This is a genomic window from Micromonospora sp. LZ37 (assembly GCF_059359015.1).
Genome location: NZ_JCADBL010000004.1, coordinates 105,822 through 124,180, shown reverse-complemented (window position 1 = coordinate 124,180; position 18,359 = coordinate 105,822). Strand labels below are relative to the sequence as shown.

At 73.4% G+C, this 18,359-nt stretch carries 18 protein-coding genes, 3 tRNA genes, 1 pseudogene and 1 riboswitch; of the genes and pseudogenes, 7 read left to right on the top strand and 15 right to left on the bottom strand.

What is annotated here, in order from left to right; all coding sequences use genetic code 11:
• Position 1: 1 nt before the first annotated feature.
• From AC5L3Z_RS10695 to AC5L3Z_RS10680, 4 genes are all read right to left on the bottom strand, one after another.
• A complete protein-coding gene (locus AC5L3Z_RS10695; protein WP_494841402.1) occupies positions 2 to 697 on the bottom strand; it encodes a cation diffusion facilitator family transporter in 696 nt (231 codons plus the stop codon).
• Positions 694 to 1,053 (bottom strand): ArsR/SmtB family transcription factor, encoded by a 360-nt coding sequence (locus AC5L3Z_RS10690; protein ID WP_494841401.1) that lies wholly within the window; start codon positions 1,051 to 1,053, stop codon positions 694 to 696. Before AC5L3Z_RS10690 ends, AC5L3Z_RS10695 begins: the two co-directional genes overlap by 4 nt.
• A 101-nt stretch (positions 1,054 to 1,154) precedes the next feature.
• Positions 1,155 to 1,616, bottom strand: a complete 462-nt coding sequence (locus AC5L3Z_RS10685; protein WP_494841400.1) for a hypothetical protein — start codon at positions 1,614 to 1,616, stop codon at positions 1,155 to 1,157.
• A 165-nt stretch (positions 1,617 to 1,781) separates the two neighbouring features.
• Positions 1,782 to 2,207 (bottom strand): integrase, encoded by a 426-nt coding sequence (locus AC5L3Z_RS10680; protein ID WP_494841399.1) that lies wholly within the window; start codon positions 2,205 to 2,207, stop codon positions 1,782 to 1,784.
• Between the two features lie 564 nt (positions 2,208 to 2,771).
• Here AC5L3Z_RS10680 and AC5L3Z_RS10675 point away from each other — a divergent pair.
• On the top strand, positions 2,772 to 3,158 hold the full coding sequence (locus AC5L3Z_RS10675; protein ID WP_494841398.1) for a hypothetical protein: 387 nt from the start codon (positions 2,772 to 2,774) through the stop codon (positions 3,156 to 3,158).
• Between the two features lie 306 nt (positions 3,159 to 3,464).
• Here the strand turns inward: AC5L3Z_RS10675 and AC5L3Z_RS10670 are convergent.
• The 8 genes from AC5L3Z_RS10670 to AC5L3Z_RS10635 form a co-directional block, all read right to left on the bottom strand.
• Positions 3,465 to 3,538: transfer RNA gene (locus tag AC5L3Z_RS10670), tRNA-Phe, on the bottom strand.
• Positions 3,539 to 3,640: 102 nt separating this feature from the next.
• A tRNA-Asp gene (locus AC5L3Z_RS10665) sits at positions 3,641 to 3,717 on the bottom strand.
• Between the two features lie 42 nt (positions 3,718 to 3,759).
• Positions 3,760 to 3,832: transfer RNA gene (locus AC5L3Z_RS10660), tRNA-Glu, on the bottom strand.
• Positions 3,833 to 3,987: 155 nt separating this feature from the next.
• On the bottom strand, positions 3,988 to 4,776 hold the full coding sequence (locus tag AC5L3Z_RS10655) for a polysaccharide deacetylase family protein (protein ID WP_494841397.1): 789 nt from the start codon (positions 4,774 to 4,776) through the stop codon (positions 3,988 to 3,990).
• A gap of 74 nt (positions 4,777 to 4,850) precedes the next feature.
• The gene (locus tag AC5L3Z_RS10650) at positions 4,851 to 5,792 is read right to left on the bottom strand and encodes a MerR family transcriptional regulator (protein WP_494841396.1); all 942 of its coding nucleotides are present in this window, start codon (positions 5,790 to 5,792) and stop codon (positions 4,851 to 4,853) included.
• Positions 5,782 to 6,402 carry an isopentenyl-diphosphate Delta-isomerase gene (gene idi, locus AC5L3Z_RS10645; RefSeq protein WP_494841395.1) on the bottom strand — a complete coding sequence of 207 codons (621 nt, stop codon included), beginning with the start codon at positions 6,400 to 6,402 and terminating at the stop codon, positions 5,782 to 5,784. Before idi ends, AC5L3Z_RS10650 begins: the two co-directional genes overlap by 11 nt.
• Before the next feature lie 16 nt (positions 6,403 to 6,418).
• Positions 6,419 to 7,900, bottom strand: a complete 1,482-nt coding sequence (gene crtI, locus AC5L3Z_RS10640; protein WP_494841394.1) for a phytoene desaturase family protein — start codon at positions 7,898 to 7,900, stop codon at positions 6,419 to 6,421.
• 28 nt (positions 7,901 to 7,928) lie between these two features.
• On the bottom strand, positions 7,929 to 9,083 hold the full coding sequence (locus tag AC5L3Z_RS10635) for a polyprenyl synthetase family protein (RefSeq protein ID WP_494841393.1): 1,155 nt from the start codon (positions 9,081 to 9,083) through the stop codon (positions 7,929 to 7,931).
• Positions 9,084 to 9,148: 65 nt separating this feature from the next.
• Here AC5L3Z_RS10635 and AC5L3Z_RS10630 point away from each other — a divergent pair, with 65 nt between their 5' ends.
• The gene (locus AC5L3Z_RS10630) at positions 9,149 to 10,060 is read left to right on the top strand and encodes a phytoene/squalene synthase family protein (RefSeq protein ID WP_494841392.1); all 912 of its coding nucleotides are present in this window, start codon (positions 9,149 to 9,151) and stop codon (positions 10,058 to 10,060) included.
• A pseudogene (locus AC5L3Z_RS10625) lies at positions 10,057 to 11,308 on the top strand (cryptochrome/photolyase family protein). Before AC5L3Z_RS10630 ends, AC5L3Z_RS10625 begins: the two are co-directional and overlap by 4 nt.
• Before the next feature lie 385 nt (positions 11,309 to 11,693).
• Here AC5L3Z_RS10625 and AC5L3Z_RS10620 read toward each other — a convergent pair.
• Entirely contained in the window at positions 11,694 to 12,743 is a 1,050-nt protein-coding gene (locus tag AC5L3Z_RS10620) for a serine hydrolase domain-containing protein (protein WP_494841391.1), read from the bottom strand.
• Positions 12,744 to 12,834: 91 nt separating this feature from the next.
• Between AC5L3Z_RS10620 and AC5L3Z_RS10615 the strand changes: the two genes are divergently transcribed.
• A complete protein-coding gene (locus AC5L3Z_RS10615) occupies positions 12,835 to 14,319 on the top strand; it encodes a dihydrolipoyl dehydrogenase family protein (protein ID WP_494841390.1) in 1,485 nt (494 codons plus the stop codon).
• Positions 14,320 to 14,328: 9 nt separating this feature from the next.
• Here the strand turns inward: AC5L3Z_RS10615 and AC5L3Z_RS10610 are convergent, their stop codons facing one another.
• The gene (locus tag AC5L3Z_RS10610; protein WP_494841389.1) at positions 14,329 to 15,084 is read right to left on the bottom strand and encodes a crotonase/enoyl-CoA hydratase family protein; all 756 of its coding nucleotides are present in this window, start codon (positions 15,082 to 15,084) and stop codon (positions 14,329 to 14,331) included.
• A gap of 58 nt (positions 15,085 to 15,142) precedes the next feature.
• A complete protein-coding gene (locus AC5L3Z_RS10605) occupies positions 15,143 to 15,613 on the bottom strand; it encodes a hypothetical protein (RefSeq protein WP_494841388.1) in 471 nt (156 codons plus the stop codon).
• Between the two features lie 124 nt (positions 15,614 to 15,737).
• Positions 15,738 to 15,936, top strand: a riboswitch (cobalamin riboswitch).
• Between the two features lie 37 nt (positions 15,937 to 15,973).
• Between AC5L3Z_RS10605 and bluB the strand changes: the two genes are divergently transcribed.
• From bluB to AC5L3Z_RS10590, 3 genes are all read left to right on the top strand, one after another.
• Positions 15,974 to 16,600 (top strand): 5,6-dimethylbenzimidazole synthase, encoded by a 627-nt coding sequence (gene bluB, locus AC5L3Z_RS10600; RefSeq protein WP_494841387.1) that lies wholly within the window; start codon positions 15,974 to 15,976, stop codon positions 16,598 to 16,600.
• Positions 16,601 to 16,728: 128 nt separating this feature from the next.
• Positions 16,729 to 17,244, top strand: a complete 516-nt coding sequence (locus AC5L3Z_RS10595) for a SigE family RNA polymerase sigma factor (protein WP_494841386.1) — start codon at positions 16,729 to 16,731, stop codon at positions 17,242 to 17,244.
• The gene (locus AC5L3Z_RS10590; protein WP_494841385.1) at positions 17,244 to 18,356 is read left to right on the top strand and encodes a hypothetical protein; all 1,113 of its coding nucleotides are present in this window, start codon (positions 17,244 to 17,246) and stop codon (positions 18,354 to 18,356) included. Before AC5L3Z_RS10595 ends, AC5L3Z_RS10590 begins: the two co-directional genes overlap by 1 nt.
• The last annotated feature ends 3 nt before the right edge of the window (positions 18,357 to 18,359 follow it).

Genomic DNA, 18,359 nt, shown 5'->3' with positions numbered 1-18,359 from the left:
GTCAGGTCTTCCGTTCGGCGCAGCAGCCGTCGGCGCAGTCCGAGCCCGGCTCGGCGGTCGCGCCGGCCGGCAGGGGCCCGCAGTCGGCGCAGTGTTCACCGCGCCAGGCCTCGACGCCTTCCTTGACCGCCACGCCGGCGATGACCAGCGCGGCGACCGGGTCGGCCCAGGACCAGCCCCAGGCGGCGTTGAGGACCAGGCCGACGAGCAGCACCGCGGACAGCCAGGTGCAGAGCATGGTCTGGGTCGAGTCGGCCATGACGGTGGCCGAGCCGAGTTCCCGGCCGGTGCGCCGCTTGGCCCGCACGAGCAGCGGCATCACGAGCAGCGACGCGACCGCCAGGCCGATCCCCACCGGGCTGGCGTCGGCGTCGCCGCCGGCCAGCAGCGACCGCGCGGCGTCGAAGGTCACCCAGGCGGCCAGGGCGAAGAACGACGCGCCGATGAGCCGCAGCGCCAGCCGTTCCCGCTCCTCCGGCACGCGGGAGCGGAACTGCCAGATCAGCACCGCGGCGCTGGACACCTCGACGAACGAGTCCAGGCCGAAGCCGATCAACGCCGTCGAGGAGGCCGCCGCGCCCGCGGCGATCGCCACCAGGCCCTCCAGCAGGTTGTAGCCGGCGGTGGCGTAGGCCAGCCACAGGCTGCGCCGGGACAGCACCGCCCGCCGCTCGGGGGTCAGCAGTGACGTGCTCATCCGGCCATCTCCGCCGAGGAGTCAGACGGCGTCCCGTAGACCGGGCAGAGCGCGACCGCCTCGCCCGTGGCGGCGAGGACCTGTTCGGCCGAGCGCAGCAGGTCCAGCAGCTCCGGCCGGGTCAGGGCGTAGAACGACTGGCGCCCCTGCACCCGGTAGTCGATCAGGCCGCAGTCACGCAGGCACGCCAGGTGCTTCGACACCGTCGACTGCGCCAACCCCAACTCGCCGGTCAGGTCCACCACCCGCGCCTCGCCGGTCGCGAGCCGGCGCAGGACGGCCAGCCGGGTCGGGTCGCCGAGAGACCGGAACAGCGCCACCGCGGGGGCGAGTCCGGGCGCACAATCAATCGCCACAGCGTGATGATAGCCGGATTAGACGATCTGTGCTCCGGTAGCCCGGGCCGCGCCCGTCGGCGGCAGACGCCCCGAAAGGGGTTGCCCGTGGGATCAGGGGCTCAGGTGTCGTAGCAGCCGTCCCAGGGCGGGTCGAAACCGAGATCGTCGGGCAGGAACTCCGCGTGGTCCTCGCCGTCGTAAAGCTCCGATCCGTCGACGAGTCCGAAGATGTGCCCGTCGGTCTCGACCTGGAAGAGCCGGATGGCGATGTCGTCGAAGACCCGGCCGGGCAGCGCGTCGAGCCACTCGGCGAGGCGAGCTTCGGCCCGGCCGATGGAAGCGTCCTCATCTTCACTGGTGCCGGCGAACCAGATGTCCGAACGGGTGTGGGTGCCCTCGAAGTCGAAACAGTGCAGGACGGCGTACCACCGCTTGCCCCGGTACCAGTCGGGCCTGCTGCCGCTGCCCTCCGCCACGGTGGCGGTGACGGAGGCGAAGAACTGCCCCTCGTCGTACCGGCCGATGGTGTCGGTGCGGTAGTCAGGCTCGTACGAGATGGGCACGAGATCGGGAATCGCCACGGCCCGGGACCCTAGAGCGTTGGTGCGACAGCGAACACGAACCCTGCCCGTAAGGGGCTGCGCTCCGCACCATCGGCCGTCCCGGGACTGTCGCAGATCGTGCAGATGAGGCCGGTCCGGTCCGACCGTCGCGCGAAATTGCTCAGAGTCGATGTGCCGAGGACGTCATGCTCCCTGACCAAGCTCGGAGGCGTGGATCACTCGGATCGTGGGGTCGGCGCTCTCGCGCGTCCGGAGCCGATCGGTCATGAGGAAATCGGGCAAGGTGAACCCAGCCGCGTGCTCGTGCTCGGACAGCACGAACGTTCCGCCCTGCCCCTCGGGCTGCCATCCGTGCTCCAAGGCGTAGCTGATGACGGCCCGAACGTCGGCCGGCGTCGGGTACGCGCCGTCGGTGGCGCATGCTCCCCATGGCGCCGGCCAGGCGACCGAGAGTAGATCCGTCTGGAGTGCCTGGCTCGTCTTCCCGGCGCCCCACACCCGCAGCCGAACGCACCGGTGGCAGTCACCGCTGCCACGCACGTGCCGGATCTGCGCGCGCCACACGAAGGTCCGCGCACCAATGCGCATCTGCCGCAGTCGCGTCCGCACTCGGGTCACCTCACGTGCGATCTTTCCGGCTCCGCCGCGACCCGCCAAGGCATTTCCTGACCGGGGCAGGCGCAGCGAGGTCCACCGTGCAGTCCCTCGGCGCAGAGCAGAGCGTCGAGTGCGGCAGCGTAGGGATCTTGGCAGCCGGGAATTGAGGCCGCATGAGCCTGAGTGGCGAGGAGTCGGTGCTAGCCGCCGTTCGCCTGGTGGTGGGATTCATCAGCCTGGCGTTACTCATCTTCGGTGTCCGCGTCGCCGTGACGCGCCAGTTGCCCCGAGGACGGCTCGGGTTTGGACGTTCGGCCCCGGAGTCGCGTCCCCAGCCGGTCCGAATCGGGGGCGGTGTTGCGCTTCTAGGCGCAGGCCTCTTCATCCAGCAAGTTGCGTCGCTCGTATCCATGCCCACCGCGGCCAGACTCGCCCTGCTCGGGGTGGCGTTGATCCTTTTCGTTACTGCGGCGGGATGGCTCGCTCTGCGGCGGGACTAGCTCTCGTGGGCCGACGGAGCGAGGCCAAGGTGCCAGTATCGTTCCCCAGCGATCAACCGATCGAGAGCGGGCTCTGGTGACGACCGACGACTTCCTCGGCTCTTTCTGCGCATCCGTACAGCACGGGCTACTGATCTTCCGCGACGTCGAATCGGTGGACACGCACGAGGGCTGGGACAGCCGCGACGGCGTGCACGCGGTGACTGACTCCCTCTATCTGCGCGTCCAGTCCTCAGTGGAGGGGCCGGTCACGGCGGAGGTGTTCGCCTCGGAGCAGCTGACACACGAAGGCCTCACTCTCTACGACGGCACCATTTCGTCTGAGTACGGCGAGTTCATCCTGCACGACCCGAACGACTGGATCTCCATGCGGGTGATCACTGACGAACCCGGAACCGCCCGGCTCCGCATTTCGGGCGATCACGCGCTGACGCCGTCCCTCGTCCGACTTCAGATCTGGTAGGCCATCCCGCCAGCCACCGACCCGGGCAAGCCGCGCAGACCAGGGCCAGGGTGTGTGGTCGGAGGCAGCCGGAGGGCTGAGGCGGGCCGTCCAGACGCCGCCGATCGAGGTGTGGCCGGCCAGGGATGCGCCGGGCCAGAACAACACGAGGAGATTTGCGACCAGGCGTGCGAGTAGTGGCGGTGATCACAGGCCAGGAGCGGTCAATCACGGGCAGCGGCGATCGGTCCGGCTCGGGCGCAAACAGCAAGATCCCCACCGGCGTTTCCGCTGGCGGGGATCTCTGTAGCCCGGCGAAAGGCTATGTGGCCAGGGGCGGGGTCGAACCGCCGACCTTCCGATTTTCAGTCGGACGCTCGTACCAACTGAGCTACCTGGCCGTGGTGCTTCGAACCATGTTACCCGAGGGCGGGGCAACCGCCGAAAGGGTCACATGCTCCGATACGCAGAACGCCGCGCAATGGTTCACGCGGCGTCAGCGCTGGCGGTCCTGACGGGACTTGAACCCGCGACCTCCGCCTTGACAGGGCGGCGAGCACTCCAACTGCTCCACAGGACCTGGCTGGTGTTGCTGGTGTTGCATCCGGCCGAAGCCGGACCGTGCCCCCAACGGGATTCGAACCCGTGCTACCGCCTTGAAAGGGCGGCGTCCTGGGCCGCTAGACGATGAGGGCGGCCCCGCCATCATTGCACACTCGCAACTTCAAGCGGACTTGCTCCCATCCGGCCCCGCCGGAGGCATGAGAAGCATATGCCATGCCGTCCCGGTCGACCAAACCGGTATGGAAAACGGCGCGCCGAACCACGAAAGGGGTGCTCAGACGGGGTGTCACCGGAGTCGGACGATGCCGAACCGGCGGTCGATGTGGCGGATCAGGCGCGGGGATGCGGCCAGGGTGGGGCCCCGGTCGCCCCCGGCGTCGTGCAGCAGCACGATCGCGCCGGGGCGTACCGCGCCCTCGACCCGCTTGATGATGGTCGGCGCGGTCGGCTTCGACCAGTCCTGCGGGTCGACGCTCCAGTGCAGCGACCGCATGCCGAGCTGTCGCGCCACCGCCACCACCTCCGGCGTCCACCGCCCGCCCGGTTGCCGGTAGAACGGCACCTTGGCCTCCGGCACGGCGGCCCGGATCTCCTTGTTGGTCCGGACCAGGTCGGCCCGGATCTCGGCCACCGGACGGCGGCCCAGGTCCAGGTCGTGCCCCCAGGTGTGGTTGCAGAGCTGGTGGCCCTCGCGGACGATCCGGGCCAGCAACTGAGGATGGCGGCGGACCTGGCTGCCGACCACGCAGAACGTCGCGGTCACCCGGGCCGCCCGGAGCTGGTCGAGGACCTTCGGCGTCCAGACCGGGTCCGGGCCGTCGTCGAAGGTCAACGCCACCCCGCGTACGCCGGTCGCGCGGTGCAGCCCGGCGGGCAGGGTGGTGGGCTTCGGCCGTAGCCGGGGCCGGGGCTTGCTGGTCGGCGGCGGCGGCGCCGTCGGCGGCGTGGACAGCTGCGGTGCCGCCGACGGCCCGGGGGCGTCCGCCCGGTCCCTCGCCGGCTGCGCATCGCCGCAGCCGGCGGGTAGCAGCAGGACCAGGCCGAGGACGACTGTCATGACAGAGCGTGCACGCATCGCCACTCCGAGGGGGGATTCGGGTACGCGGACGCCCCGACGGTAGTGGACGGCGCTCCGATCCGGCAGTGCCGTCAGCTCCCGGGCGACTGGTCCAACGAGTCCCGTACGGCCAGCGCGAGCGAGACCGCCTCGGCCAGGTCCACCGGCCGGACCACCCCGGCGGGCAGGGTGTCGGCCCGCCAGCCCGGCCCGGCGGCCAACACCAGCAGCGGCCGGCGAGGCACGCCGAGCAGGGCGGAGAGCTGCCCGGGATCGGCGGTGGCGCGGGTGTGCGACCAGATCGCCACCGCCGCCGGCCCGGTCCGGTTGACCGCCTCGATCAGCGCCGCCACCGGCACCCGGGCGCCGAGCATCCGGTACGCGACCCCGGCCTCGGTGAGCGCGGCGGCCAACGCCTCCAGCGGGAGGGTGTGCTGCTCCTCGTCGGCGCAGGAGAGCAGGATCCGGGCGGGGCCGGTGGGCGTACCGGCCCGGCCGACGGTGGCGAACGCCTCGGAGACGCACCGGGACATCAGGTGCTCGACCTCGATCAGGCCGGCGGTGGCGGCGTGCCGCTCGCCGATGCCGGCCAGCACCGGGCGCAGCAGACCGTCCCAGGTGGCGACCACCCCGTTGGCGGCCAGCGTGCGCCCGATCGTGTCGCTGATCGCCGCGGCGTCCAGCCGCATGGCGGCCCGGGCCAGGCCCCGGGCCGCCGGGCCGGCCCGGCCCACCGGGATGGTCTGCCCGCCGCCGTCGCGCCCGGTGCCGGCGCGCAGCCGTGCCTCCGCGCCGGGGCTGACCGTCGGGCTCTGTTTCGCCCAGCGCGCCGCCTCAGCCGGGGCGACCCCCTCGGCGGTGAGCTTGCGCATGATCTCCAGGCGCGCGAGATCCGCCGGCGTGTAGCGCCGGTGGTGGCCGGGGACGTGCTGGCTCGGACCGAGGCCGTAGCGCTGGTGCCAGGTGCGGAGCGTGGTGACCGCCACGCCCAGTCGGCGTGCGACAGCCCCCGCGCTCAGCGGCTCATCGGCCACCCGACCGCTCCGACGCGTCATCCGCCGGAACGCCGGGCGGGACCACCGGGCCGGCGGGGTCACCCGCGGCCGACCCCGTCGGCCGCAGCAGCCGACTCACCACCCCGCCCAGCCAGGGGGCGTACGACCGGGGGTTGGCGTCGATCTCGGTCAGCAGTCCGGCCGGGTCGGTCCAGCGCAGCTCGGACACCTCGTCGGGGTCCGGCCGGACGGTGACGTCGGCCGGTACGTCGGCCCGCAGCACGTGGTCGTACTCGAACTCGACCCGGCCGGTGGCCGGGTCCTCGGCGTAGTAGAGGTAGACCCCCACCTCGGTCAGCGCGACCGGTCCGGCGCCGAGCTCCTCGGCGAGCCGCCGGTTGGCGGCCTCGGCCAGTGCCTCGCCGGGCTGCGGGTGACCGCAGCAGGAGTTGGCCCACCGCTCGGGGAACCGGGTCTTCACCGCGGCCCGGCGCTGGAGCAGCACCCGCCCCGCCGGGTCGACCAGCAGGACGGAGAAGGCGCGGTGCAGCTGCCCCGGCGCCTGGTGGGCATCGGCCACGGTGGCCGCGCCGAGCGGCCGGCCGCTGTCGTCGACCAGCTCGACCTGGTGTGCTTCCCGTGCGCTCATCGCAGTTTCTCCCCACTCATCGGCCGGCACCGGTGATCCGGTTGGCGGCGAGTTTGCCGGAGATCAGCACCATCGGTACACCCACCCCGGGCTGAGTGCCGGAGCCGGTGAAGACCACGTTGGAGAGCGTCCGGTGCAGGTTCGACGGGCGGAACGGGCCGGTCTGGAAGAGGCTGTGCGCGGCGGCGAACGGCGTGCCAGCGGCCATGCCCTGCTCCTCCCATTCGGCGGGGGTGATCGTACGGAGCACCTCGATGCCGTCACCGAAGCCGACGTACCCGCGCTGCTCCAGCGTCTGGACGAGCTGGTCGGTGTAGCGCTGGCCGAGGCCGCCGCGCCAGTCGAACGGGGCCCGGTCGAGGTTCGGCACCGGGGCGAGCACGTAGTAGGTGTGCCGCCCGGTCGGCGCGACCGACGGGTCGGTCCGGCTCGGGTTGGTCACCAGCAACGACGGGTCGGTCATCAGCTCGCCGCGCCGGATCACCTCGTCGAAGGTGCCCTTCCACTTCCGTCCGAAGTGGATGTTGTGGTGGGCGATCTTCTCATATCCCTGCCGGGAGCCGATGTGCAGGACCACGCAGGAGGGTGAGTAGGTCAGCCTCCGCTGGCGGCCCTCGGGCAGCAGGTCACGGTAGGCGACGGGCAGGTCGGGGTTGAGCACCACCACGTCGGCCGGGATCACTTCGCCGTCGGCGGTGACCACCCCGGTGGCCCGACCGTTGGCGGTCTCCACCCGGCTCACCGTGGTGCCGTACCGGATCTGCACGCCGTGCTTCTCGGCGGCGCCGGCCATGCCGCGGGAGACCGCGTGGATACCGCCGCGCGGGAAGTAGACCCCGGCCACCGAGTCGAGGTACGCGATGACGCTGTAGATGGCGAGCGCGTCGTGCGGGGCGAGCCCGGCGTACATCGCCTGGAAGGAGAAGATGCGCTGGGTGCGGGGGTCGGAGAAGAACTCGCCGATCTTGGTCTGGAGTCGCCGGAACGCGCCGTTGGCCAGCAGCTTCACCAGGTTGGCGGTGAGCAGGTCGGTCGGGGCGTCCAGGTTGCGGTCGATGAAGTCGGCCCGCTCCCAGTTCCACAGGTTGCGCGCGTAGTCCACGAAACGCAGGTAGCCGTCGGCCTCGCGGGGCCCGCAGACCCGGGAGATCTCGGCCGCCATCCGGGTGGTGTCGGTGATGACGTCCAGCGTCGAACCGTCCGGGTAGTAGGCCCGGTAGGCGGGGTCGAGCGGGGTCAGGTCGAGCCAGTCGTCCAGCTCCTCGCCGACCGCGCCGAGCGCCTCGGCGATCAGGTCGGGCATGGTGAGCACGGTGGGGCCGGTGTCGAACTCGTACCCGTCGACGCTGAGCCGGCCGGCCCGGCCGCCGGGCACCGGCTCGCGTTCCAGCACGGTCACCTGCCGGCCGCTGCCGGCCAGGTGCAGCGCGCAGGCCAGCCCGCCCAGGCCCGCGCCCACGACCACCACCCGGTCCGTACGCCCCTTCACGGTCCGCATGTGACCCCCTCCTCCGCAAATTCGCTCATCATGCCCGCCGCGTCGTGGCGGCGGTGGCGAGACCGGTCAGCGCGGTGCGCGCCGTCTCGTCGATCGACGCGGTGGCCAGCGCGGTCAGCGCCTCGGACACCCGGTCGGAGATCATGCGCTCGACCCGGGCCACCGCCCCGGTGTCGGCGACCAGCTCGGCCAGCCGAGCCACCTCGCGGGCGCCGGTGACCCTGCCCGCCCGCTCCAGCGTCCGCCGCTGGCCGGGGGTGGCCAGCTGCCGGGCCAGCATCAGCAGGGCGGTCGGCTTGCCGGTGCGCAGGTCGTCGCCGGCCGGTTTCCCGGTGGTCGCCGGGTCGCCGTAGACGCCGAGCAGGTCGTCGCGGAGCTGGAACGCCTCGCCGACGGCCAGGCCGTAGCGGGTGTACGCGGCGATCAGCGGCGCCTCGGCGGCGACGCCGGCCAGGCAGGCGCCGAAGAGCAGCGGACGCTGGACGGTGTAGCTGGCGGTCTTGTAGCGGGCCACCCGCAGCGCCCGGTCGACCGACCAGTTCGCCGCGTCGTTCTCGCCGAGCACGTCGAGGTACTGCCCGGCGACCGTCTCGACCCGCATCTGGTCGTAGCAGCGTCGCACCTCGAAGAGGCGGGCGGGCGGGAGCGTGGCGTGGCTGAGCAGCCGGTCGGCCCAGACCATGCAGAGGTCGCCGATGAGCACGGCCACCGCCTCGCCGAAGCGGTCCGGGTCGCCGTCGTGGCCGGCGGCCCGGTGCCGGGCGGCGGCGGCGCGGTGCGCGGTGGGCAGGCCGCGCCGGGTGTCCGAGCCGTCCATCACGTCGTCGTGCACCAGGGCGAAGGTGTGCAGCAGCTCCAGGGCGGCGAGCGCCGGCAGCACCGACGGCAGCGGTCCGTCGCCGCCGACCACGCCCCGCCACCCCCAGTACGCGAAGATCGGCCGGACCCGCTTGCCGCCGGCCAGCACGTTGTCGCGCGCCGTCGCGGCGAAACCACCCATGGCTGCGTCGATCTCGGTGAGCGAGTCGACCTCGGCGGCCAGGAAGGCCGCGAGGGTCTCGTCCACCCCCTTGACCAGGTCCGTGGTGAACGCGGCCAGTACGCCGCGGACCGGATCGTCCGTCGCTCCCGGCTGTGCCGGCGCGACGCGGAGCGCGTTACCCGCAACTGCGTCGTTGGCCATGCGAGCGAGCGTACCCTAGGGTTACGAGTTGCGTCGATTGCTGCGTCGAATTCTGAGGAGGGCCGGTGGACACCGATCTCACCGCTGCCTATGCCCGCTGCCGTGAGCTGCACCGGCACCACGGGCGTACCTACTATCTCGCCACTCGGCTGCTGCCCGCCTGGAAACGGCGACACGTGCACGCCCTGTACGGATTCACGCGCTACGCCGACGAGATCGTGGACCGCACCGAGGACCTGCCGCCGGCCGAGCGCGCCGCCCGGCTCGACGAGTGGGCGGCCCGCTTCGTCGCCGGGCTGCACGGCGAACCGGTCGACGACCCGCTGCTCCCGGCCGTGCTGCACACAATCGCCATCTTCGACCTCGACCGCGGTGACTTTGCGTCGTTTCTCCGCAGCATGGCGATGGACCTGACGGTCATGTCGTACCCGACCTACGACGACCTGCTCGACTACATGGAGGGCTCGGCGGCGGTCATCGGCACCATGATGCTGCCGATCCTCGGCAGCTCCGACCCCGCGGCGGCCCGCGAACCGGCCCGGCAGCTCGGGTTCGCCTTCCAGCTCACCAACTTCATCCGGGACGTCGCCGAGGACCTCGACCGGGGCCGCACCTACCTGCCCGACGAGGACCTGGCCAAGTTCGGCGTAACCCGGGACGACCTGCTCGCGGCCAAGGCCCGGGGCCGCACCACGCCGAAGATCCGCGAGCTGATCGAGTACGAGGTGAGCCGCGCCCAGGCCCACTACGAGGCCGCCGCGCCGGGCATCACCCTGCTCGCCCCCGCCTCGCAGGCCTGCATGCGCACCGCGTACGCGCTCTATGGCGGCATCCTCGACGAGGTCGCCGCCCAGGACTACGACGTCTTCAGGCGGCGTGCCCTCGTACCCCGGCGACGCCGGATGGCGGTGGCCGCGCGGTCGCTGCTCACCCCGGCCGGCACGCCGGTCGTGGTGCCCGGGCCCGTCCTGCCGTGAGCGCCGGCACGGCGATCGTGCTCTTCACCCGCGACCTGCGGGTGCACGACCACCCGGCGCTCACCCAACCGCACCCGGTTCCTGCACCAGAGCCTCGCCGAGCTGCGCGAGACGCTGCGCGGGCTCGGTGGCGACCTGGTGGTGCGCCGCGGCGACCCGGTGGCCGAGACGATCCGGCTGGCCCGGGAGGTCGGCGCCGAAGGGATCGGCCTCTCCGCCGACGTCAGCCGGTACGCGCGGCGCCGGGAACGCCGGCTCCGCGAGGAGTGCCAGCGGCACCGGCTCTTCCTGCGGCTCTTCCCCGGCCTCACCGTCGTCGAGCCCGGGGCACTGCGCCCCACCGGCGGCGACCACTACAGGGTCTTCAGCCCGTACTTCCGCAGCTGGGCGCGGGCCGAGCGGCGGGCCGAACTCGCCGCGCCCCGGCGCGTCACGCTGCCCGACGGCCTCCAGGTCGGCCGGCTGCCGGCCCTGCCGAAGGGCGGGTCCCCGGACGCGGCGGTGGGCGGTGAACGCGTCGCCCAGCGCCGGCTGAGGGAGTGGCTGCCGACGCTGGACCGGTACGACGACATCCACGACGACCTGGCCGGCAACGAGACCTCCCGGCTCAGCCCGTACCTGCGGTGGGGTTGCCTCTCCCCGCTGGCCGTCGCCGAGCGGGCCGGCGACCGGGAGGGACCGTTCGTCCGGCAGCTCTGCTGGCGGGACTTCTACTACCAGGTCACCGCCGCCTTCCCGGAGATCTCCACCGCCGCCTACCGTCGCGGCGCGAAGGAAAAGTGGCGGTACGACGCCGAGGCGATGGCCGCGTGGACCGAGGGGCGCACCGGCATGCCGATCGTGGACGCCGGCATGCGGCAACTGCGCGCCGAGGGGTGGATGCACAACCGGGCCCGACTGATCGCCGCCGGCTACCTGACCAAGGTGCTCGGGCTGGACTGGCGGCCCGGCGTCGAGGTCTTCTCCCACTGGCTGCTCGACGGGGACGTCGCCAACAACTCCGGCAACTGGCAGTGGGTGGCCGGCACCGGCAACGACAGCCGCCCGTACCGGAGCCTCAACCCCGTCCGGCAGGCCGAGCGGTACGACCCCGACGGCGGGTACGTCCGCCGGTGGGTTCCGGAGCTGGCCTCCGTCCAGGGCAGGGCCGTGCACCAGCCCTGGCGGCTGCCCGACGAGGTACGCCGGAAGCTGGACTATCCGCCGCCGCTGGAGGTGCCCGGCTCCGATCCGGTCTGGCTGCGCTGACCGACCCGCCCGCGCCAACGGCTGGCCCGGCCGCCCGTGCGGCTGGCGGTTGCCTCGGCGCTGGCGCTGACCTGGTCGGCCGGGGCGTCGGCGGGCTGTACCCGCCGGGCGAGCCCGGAGAGCAACTGACCGTGACTTCCCCGCTGGTGTCGGGACGTTCGCTCGCCTCCTTTGCTCTGCTGCCCCCCACGCAACAGCTACTCACGGTTGCCGGGACCGGCTGTCACTGGTAGACGGGTGAAAAGGCTGCGGTCCAGGTCGGACCAGGTGTTGCGCGGGCGGCAGCAGAGCAAAGGACGGGAGGAGGTGATCCGGCCTGAGGGCTGTCGTGACGGAGAGTCACCCGCTCGGGTGCGCTACCACGCCCGCCTCGACACCTGACCCGTCACAGGCAGGAGTGCAGGACCTCGACCAGCTCGTCCACCCGGTCGTGCCCGGCCAGCCGGGAGGTCGCGTACGCGAAGGTGTATCCGCGCTCCGGATCGGCCCAGGCGCTGCTGCCGCCGATCCCGCCCATGCCCCAGCTGCCGTCCGGCTCCCGCTGCATGCCCAGCGTCCAGCACGCCCGCCGGTCCAGGACCAGGTCCGGCCCGTCGTACTGCACCCGGGTGGCCTCGGCGACCAGCTCCGGGCTGAACAGGCGCACCCCGTCGAGGGTGCCACCGGCGAGCAGGCCGGCGTAGAGCCGGGCCAGGCCCGACGCGGTGGCGTGCAGGTTGACCGCCGGGACCTCCGCGCCCCGCCACAGCGGGCTGTTCACCACCGCCAGGTCCAGTCCGCCGGCCGGGTTGCCGACCGCCCGGGCGCGCAGCGAACCCGGCTCACCGAGCATCCGCTGCGGCCAGTCCGGCTCGCCGTACGACAGGTCGGCGCAGCGCCGCTGGTCGGCCGCGTCCAGCCCGTAGCCCAGGTCGAGGCGCCACGGGCCGGCGATCTCCTCGGCCAGGAACCGCCCCAGCGGCCGTCCGTCCATCCGCCGGACCAGCTCGCCCACCAGGTGTCCGTACGTCCAGGCGTGCTCGCCGGCGACGCTGCCCGGCGCCCACTCGGGCTCGGCGGCGGCCAGGTCGGCGCAGAGCAGCGGCCAGTCGGCGACCGCCTCGGCGGGCCGGGGCACCGGGAAGGCCGGCAGCCCCGCGGTGTGGCTGAGCACCTGCCGCACCGTGGCCGGCGCCCGGAACCCCGGCCAGTACGTCGCCACCGACGCGTCCAGGTCGACCCGTCCCCGGTCGACCAGCATCAGCAGGCAGAGCGCGACCACCGGCTTGCCGACGGAGTAGACGCCGACCAGGGTGTCCGGCCGCCACCCCGACCCGGCGACGAGGTCGACCACCGGTGCGCCGTCGTACCGGACGGTCAGGCCGGCGCCGGTCTCCCGACCGGTGGCGAGCAGGTCGTGGAAGCAGTCCCGGACCGGGGCGAAGCGTGCGTGCATCCGGCCACCGTAGGCGGTGGCGATGATTACGGGCGCGGGAATTCCGGTTGCTTTCGTGGTCCGGTCCCGACCGTTGGGGGATGCTGGCGGCATGGCGGAGCCGGAACTGGTGGACGTGGTCGTTATCGGGCTGGGCGTCGGTGGCGAGGAGGTGGCCGGGCGACTCGCCGAGGCCGGCCTCAGCGTGGTCGGTGTGGAACGGGACCTGGTCGGCGGGGAGTGCCCCTACTGGGGGTGCATCCCCAGCAAGATGATGATCAGAGCGGGGAACGCGCTGGCCGAGGCGCACCGGGTCAACGAGCTGGCCGGTTCGGCGCAGGTGCAGCCCGACTGGGCGCCGGTGGCGAAGCGGATCCGTGAGGAGGCCACCGACAACTGGAACGACCAGGTCGCGGTGGACCGGTTCATCGGACGGGGTGGCCGCTTCGTGCGCGGCAGCGGCCGGCTCGACGGCCCCGGTCGGGTGCGCGTCGGTGAGCAGGTCTTCCAGGCCCGGCACGCCATCGTCTTCGGCACCGGCACCCGGCCCTCGATCCCGCCGATCGACGGGCTCGCCGACACGCCGTACTGGACCAACCACCAGGCGACCGAGGTCGACGAGCTGCCGGAGTCGCTGCTGATCCTGGGGGGCGGGGCGATCGGGCTGGAGCTGGCGCAGGCCTTCGCCCGGTTCGGTGTCCGGGTGACCGTGCTGGAGGCCCTGGACCGGGTGCTCGCCATCGAGGAGCCGGAGGCGTCCGAGGTGACCGCCGCCGCGCTGCGCGCCGACGGGGTGGAGATCCGCACCGGCGTCAAGGCCGAGCGGGTCAGCCACGACGGGTCGACGTTCACGGTGCGATCCGGGGACGACACGTTCACCGCCGCGCGACTGCTCGTGGTGACCGGCCGCAAGGCGCAGCTCGACGAGTTGGGCCTGGAGACGGTCGGCCTGGACGCCTCCCACCGCTACCTGCCGGTCGACGACCGGATGGTGGTGGCGGACGGGATCTGGGCGGTCGGCGACGTGACCGGCGAGGGCGCCTTCACCCACATCGCCATGTACCAGGCGGCCATCGTGATCGCCGACGTGCTCGACCACGCCCGGCACGCCAAGGGCACCGTGGACGCCAGCGGCACCGCCAGCGTGGTGGGTGGCGCGATGGGCGCGGCCAGCGCGGTCGGCGGTGCGACGGCCGCGGCCGGGTCAGGTGGCGCGGCCGGCACCGTCCCGCGCGCCGACTACCGGGCGTTGCCCCGGGTCACCTTCACCGACCCGGAGGTGGGCGCGGTCGGCCTCACCGAGTTCCAGGCCCGGCAGCGGGGCATCAACGTGCAGGTCGGGTTCGCGCCGCTGACGACGTCCGCCCGGGGCTGGATCCACAAGGCGGGCAACGAGGGCTTCATCAAGCTGATCGCCGACGCCGACCAGGGCGTGCTGGTCGGCGCCACGTCGGCCGGTCCGGCCGGCGGTGAGGTGCTGTCCGGGCTGGTGGTGGCGGTGCACGCGGCCGTCCCGCTCAGCCAGCTCCGGCACATGATCTACGCGTACCCGACCTTCCACCGGGCCATCGAGGACGCCCTGCGCAACCTGCGCTGACGGCGCCGCTCAGCTGCCGTGGCGGCCGGCGCCCGCCGCGAACCGGGCCGCGCCGGCCGCCGCGTCCGCCGCCAGGGAGTCCATCCCGTACGCCAGCTCGGTGGCGAGTGCCTCCGGCTCGGTGCGGCCGGCGGCCGCCAGCACCGAGGCGCGGTCGTTGCGCAGGCAGGTCTGCGGGTGCCGGGCGATCTCGGCGGCCAGCCGCTCGGCCGCCGTCCGGGCCTCACCCGGCGGGACCAGCCGGTTGACCAGACCCATCGCGTACGCCTCCTCGGCGGGGACCGGACGGCCGGTGAGGATCAGGTCCATCGCCCGGCTCTGCCCGATCAGCCGGGGCAGGCGCACCGTTCCGCCGTCGATCAGCGGTACGCCCCAGCGCCGGCAGAACACCCCGAACGTCGCGTCGGTTTCGGCGACCCGCAGGTCGCACCAGAGCGCCAGCTCCAGGCCGCCGGCCACGGCGTACCCGGAGATCGCGGCGATGACCGGCTTGGAGAGCGCCATCCGGGTGGGGCCCATCGGGCCGTCGCCGTCCGGTTCGACGCGGTTGCCGCTGGCGGTGCCGATCGCCTTGAGGTCGGCGCCGGAGCAGAACGTCCCGCCGGCGCCCCAGAGCACGGCGACCGCGGCGTCCGGGTCCGCGTCGAAGGCGCGGAACGCGTCGGCGAGGGCCCGCGCGGTCGGCCCGTCGACGGCGTTGCGAGACGCCGCCCGGTCGAGGATGACCGTGGTCACCGGTCCGTCGTGCGCGACGTGTACGGCCATCGGGACAGCATGCCCTCCGGCGGCGCCGGCACGCCAGGGGCGGCCGGCGCCGTCCGGGTCACCGGCCGCAGGCGGTGTCCAGTGCCTTGAGGGTCGGGTCCAGGTCCGGCGCCTCCACCTTGGTGGCGTCCGGGCCGGTCAGTCGCTTCTCGATCGCGCCGGCCAGGTTCTCCACCGCCCCGCGCACCTGCGGGTCGGCGGCCCGGGCGGCCTCCTTGCGCAGCCCCTCCGCCAGCTCGGTGTAGTGGGCGCGGACCTTGGCGCCGGCCTCCTTGGCGCTGACCGGCTTGTCGATGGCCGCGATGGCGTCGTCCGCCATCCCGACGAAGTGCTCCTTGGACACCGCGAGCGCGGCGTCGCAGACCTGCTTGCTGTTCGCGGCGACGTCGACCGTGGGGCTGGGCGCGGTGCTCGCCGACGACGCGGCGGCAGCGGGCTTCTTCTCCTCCGTCGGCTGGCAGCCGGCCACGACGCCGGCGGCGACGACCAGCGTCAGGACGGTACGGACGACGCGGGCACGGTTGTTCATGGTGGTTCCCCCGTGTTGGTGTGCGACCCCGGCGGTCGGATCGGCCTCGGGGTCCCGCCACTGTAGGGGGTGGTAGCCCCGGTGCGCATGCCCGTTCCGCCGTGCCGGGCCGCTAGCATCGCCGATGGCAATGATCATGCGAGGTGCCCCGCGGGCGCGGGGAGAATCGGGAAGCCGGTGCGAATCCGGCACGGGCCCGCCGCGGTGACCGGGGAGCCACCGTCCACGCGCGAGCAGCGCAGCCACTGGCCGTACGGCTGGGAAGGCGGACGGTCAGGCGTCGATCCGGGAGTCCGAAGACCGGCCTCGCGTCGACCGCCCACCCCGCCGGGAGTGGGCCGAGCGCAGCGGGAGCCTGCCATGGACCTGTACACCGCAATCCACCGTCGCCGGGACGTCCGGGCCCAGTTCACCGGGGAACCGGTGCCGGACGAGACCCTGCACCGCGTCCTCGACGCCGCGCACGCCGCGCCCAGCGTCGGCTACTCCCAGCCGTGGGACTTCATCCTGGTCCGGGACGCGGGGCTCCGCCGCCGCTTCCACGCGCACGTGCGGGACGAGCGGGACGTCTTCGCCGCCACCCTCTCCGGCGAGGCCGCCGACCGGTTCGCCCGCATCAAGATCGACGGGGTGCTGGAGTCGACCCTGTCGATCGTGGTGACCTACGACCCGACCCGGGGCGGCCCGGCCGTGCTCGGTCGGCACGCCATCGCCGACGCCGGCCTCTACTCGGTCTGCCTGGCCATCCAGAACCTCTGGCTCGCGGCCACCGCCGAAGGGCTCGGCGTCGGCTGGGTCTCCTTCTACCGGGAGCCGTTCCTGGCCGGGCTGCTCGGCATTCCCCCGGGCATCCGGCCGGTGGCCTGGCTCTGCGTCGGCCCGGTGACGCACCTGGAGGAGGTGCCGGACCTGGCCCGGCACGGCTGGCGGCAGAAGCGCCCCCTGGCCGAGGCCCTGCACACCGACCGGTGGTCGGGCGGTCGCTGACCCACGCTGCCGGGGCCGCGCCGTCGGCCCCGGGTCGGGGCGTCGGCGAAATGGTTCGCGCCGGCTACAACCTGGACGGCGGCCGACCCCGTCAGTGGGGTGGAATCGTTTACGGACGGGGTGGGTGGATGCGGGCTGACCTGGAACAGGAGTACGTCGAGTACGTCACGTCGCGGCTGCCGGCGCTGCGCCGCATCGCCTGTCAGCTGACCGGGGACGCGCACCGTGGCGACGACCTGGTCCAGACGGCCGTCACCCGGCTCTACGTCGGCTGGCGGCGGGCCCGCGAGGCGGACAACGTCGACGCGTACGTCCGCACCGTGCTGGTCCGGGTCTTCCTCGACGAGAAGCGCCGGCTCTGGTCCCGGGTCCGCCTGGTCGGCACGCCACCCGAGCCGGCGCCCGCCCCGACCGCCGACGCGGTGGAGGACCGGGAGCTGCTGCACGCCGCGCTCGCCCAGGTGCCGCCCCGGCAGCGGGCCGTGCTGGTCCTGCGCTTCCTGCACGACCGGCCGGTGGACGAGGTGGCCGCCACCCTCGGCTGCACCGCCGGCACGGTCAAGAGCCAGACCTCGCACGGCCTGGCGAGCCTGCGCCGGCTGCTCGGCACGGCCACCTACGCGACCACCGGAGAGGGGAAGTGATGGAGGAGAAGCTGCTGGCACCGCTGCGGGACGTGCCGCTCCCGCCGACCGCCGTGGACCTGCACCGGGCCGTACGCGACGGGCGCCGGCAGGTGCGACGGCGGCGGATCGCCGTCGCGGCCGCCGCCGGGCTGGCCGTGGTCGCCGTCCTGGCCGCCGCCCCCGCGCTCCTCGGCGGGACCGGCCGGCCGGAACCCGTCGGGCCCGCCGTCACGCCGCCGTCCACCCCGTCCGCCGTGCCCATGCCGGCCCGCGCCCCGGCCGCCTTCACCCCTTCCCGGCAGTACGCCGAGTTCGGCTGGCTCCCCGCCGGCCTGACCGAACGGACCGTCCGGACCGGCACCGACCAGCTCGCGCTGCTCGCCTCAGCGCCCCAGACGTCACCCCGGCCGGCCCGGGCTGCGGCTACGGCCGAACTGCGGATCGTTTCAGCCGGCCGGGACATCACTCTCGGCGCCGACCAGCAGATCGCGGTGGCCGCCGGCCGGGCGGGCACCGCCGGGCTGACGCAGGCCGAGCCGGTCAACGGCCGGACCGCCCGGTGGAACGCCAACGCCACCGTCGAGCCCCGGTCCGCCGCGCTGCGCTGGGAGTACGCCCCGGGAGCCTGGGCCGAGGTGATTGTGCGGCACCTGCCGGAGAGCGCCGGCGACCCGCACGCCGCCGCCCGGCGGATCGCCCTCGACGTCCGCTACGCCGTGGACCGGCCGATCCGGCTGCCGGTGCGGTTCGACGCGCCGCCCGCCGGCCTGAAGCCGATGGCGTATGTGGTCAGCGTGCGGTCGAGCGGGAGTTGGAACGTCGAGCTGTCCTACGGCGCCGGCAGGCGGACGAAGTACGGGGACTGGCCGCTCGCCGTGCTGATCCTGCCCCGCAAGTCGACGACCGGCGACAAAGGGGTGATCGGTGACCCCACCTCCCGGATCGACGGCCACCCCGCCCGCCGGAGCTCCTCTCTGGACGGCGGCGCGAGCCTCCAGGTCTACGGGGTCCAGGGCCTCTACGTCGAGATGAGCGCGCACGACAAGGCGACCCTGCGCCGGCTCGGCGGCAACCTGGACGGCTTGTTCCGCAGCGCCACGTTCCAGCCCAGGGTGGCGGACTGGCGCTGAGTG

Excerpts from the sequence above, each read along its gene's own strand:
- AC5L3Z_RS10620 (WP_494841391.1), bottom strand. The coding sequence starts at position 12,743 with ATGCACGCACGCTTCGCCCCGGTCCGGGACTGCTTCCACGACCTGCTC.
- idi (WP_494841395.1), bottom strand. The coding sequence starts at position 6,402 with ATGAGCGCACGGGAAGCACACCAGGTCGAGCTGGTCGACGACAGCGGC.
- AC5L3Z_RS10635 (WP_494841393.1), bottom strand. The coding sequence starts at position 9,083 with ATGGCCAACGACGCAGTTGCGGGTAACGCGCTCCGCGTCGCGCCGGCA.
- bluB (WP_494841387.1), top strand. The coding sequence starts at position 15,974 with ATGGACCTGTACACCGCAATCCACCGTCGCCGGGACGTCCGGGCCCAG.
- AC5L3Z_RS10595 (WP_494841386.1), top strand. The coding sequence starts at position 16,729 with ATGCGGGCTGACCTGGAACAGGAGTACGTCGAGTACGTCACGTCGCGG.
- AC5L3Z_RS10610 (WP_494841389.1), bottom strand. The coding sequence starts at position 15,084 with ATGGCCGTACACGTCGCGCACGACGGACCGGTGACCACGGTCATCCTC.
- AC5L3Z_RS10695 (WP_494841402.1), bottom strand. The coding sequence starts at position 697 with ATGAGCACGTCACTGCTGACCCCCGAGCGGCGGGCGGTGCTGTCCCGG.
- AC5L3Z_RS10605 (WP_494841388.1), bottom strand. The coding sequence starts at position 15,613 with ATGAACAACCGTGCCCGCGTCGTCCGTACCGTCCTGACGCTGGTCGTC.
- AC5L3Z_RS10590 (WP_494841385.1), top strand. The coding sequence starts at position 17,244 with ATGGAGGAGAAGCTGCTGGCACCGCTGCGGGACGTGCCGCTCCCGCCG.
- AC5L3Z_RS10615 (WP_494841390.1), top strand. The coding sequence starts at position 12,835 with ATGGCGGAGCCGGAACTGGTGGACGTGGTCGTTATCGGGCTGGGCGTC.
- crtI (WP_494841394.1), bottom strand. The coding sequence starts at position 7,900 with ATGCGGACCGTGAAGGGGCGTACGGACCGGGTGGTGGTCGTGGGCGCG.
- AC5L3Z_RS10655 (WP_494841397.1), bottom strand. The coding sequence starts at position 4,776 with ATGCGTGCACGCTCTGTCATGACAGTCGTCCTCGGCCTGGTCCTGCTG.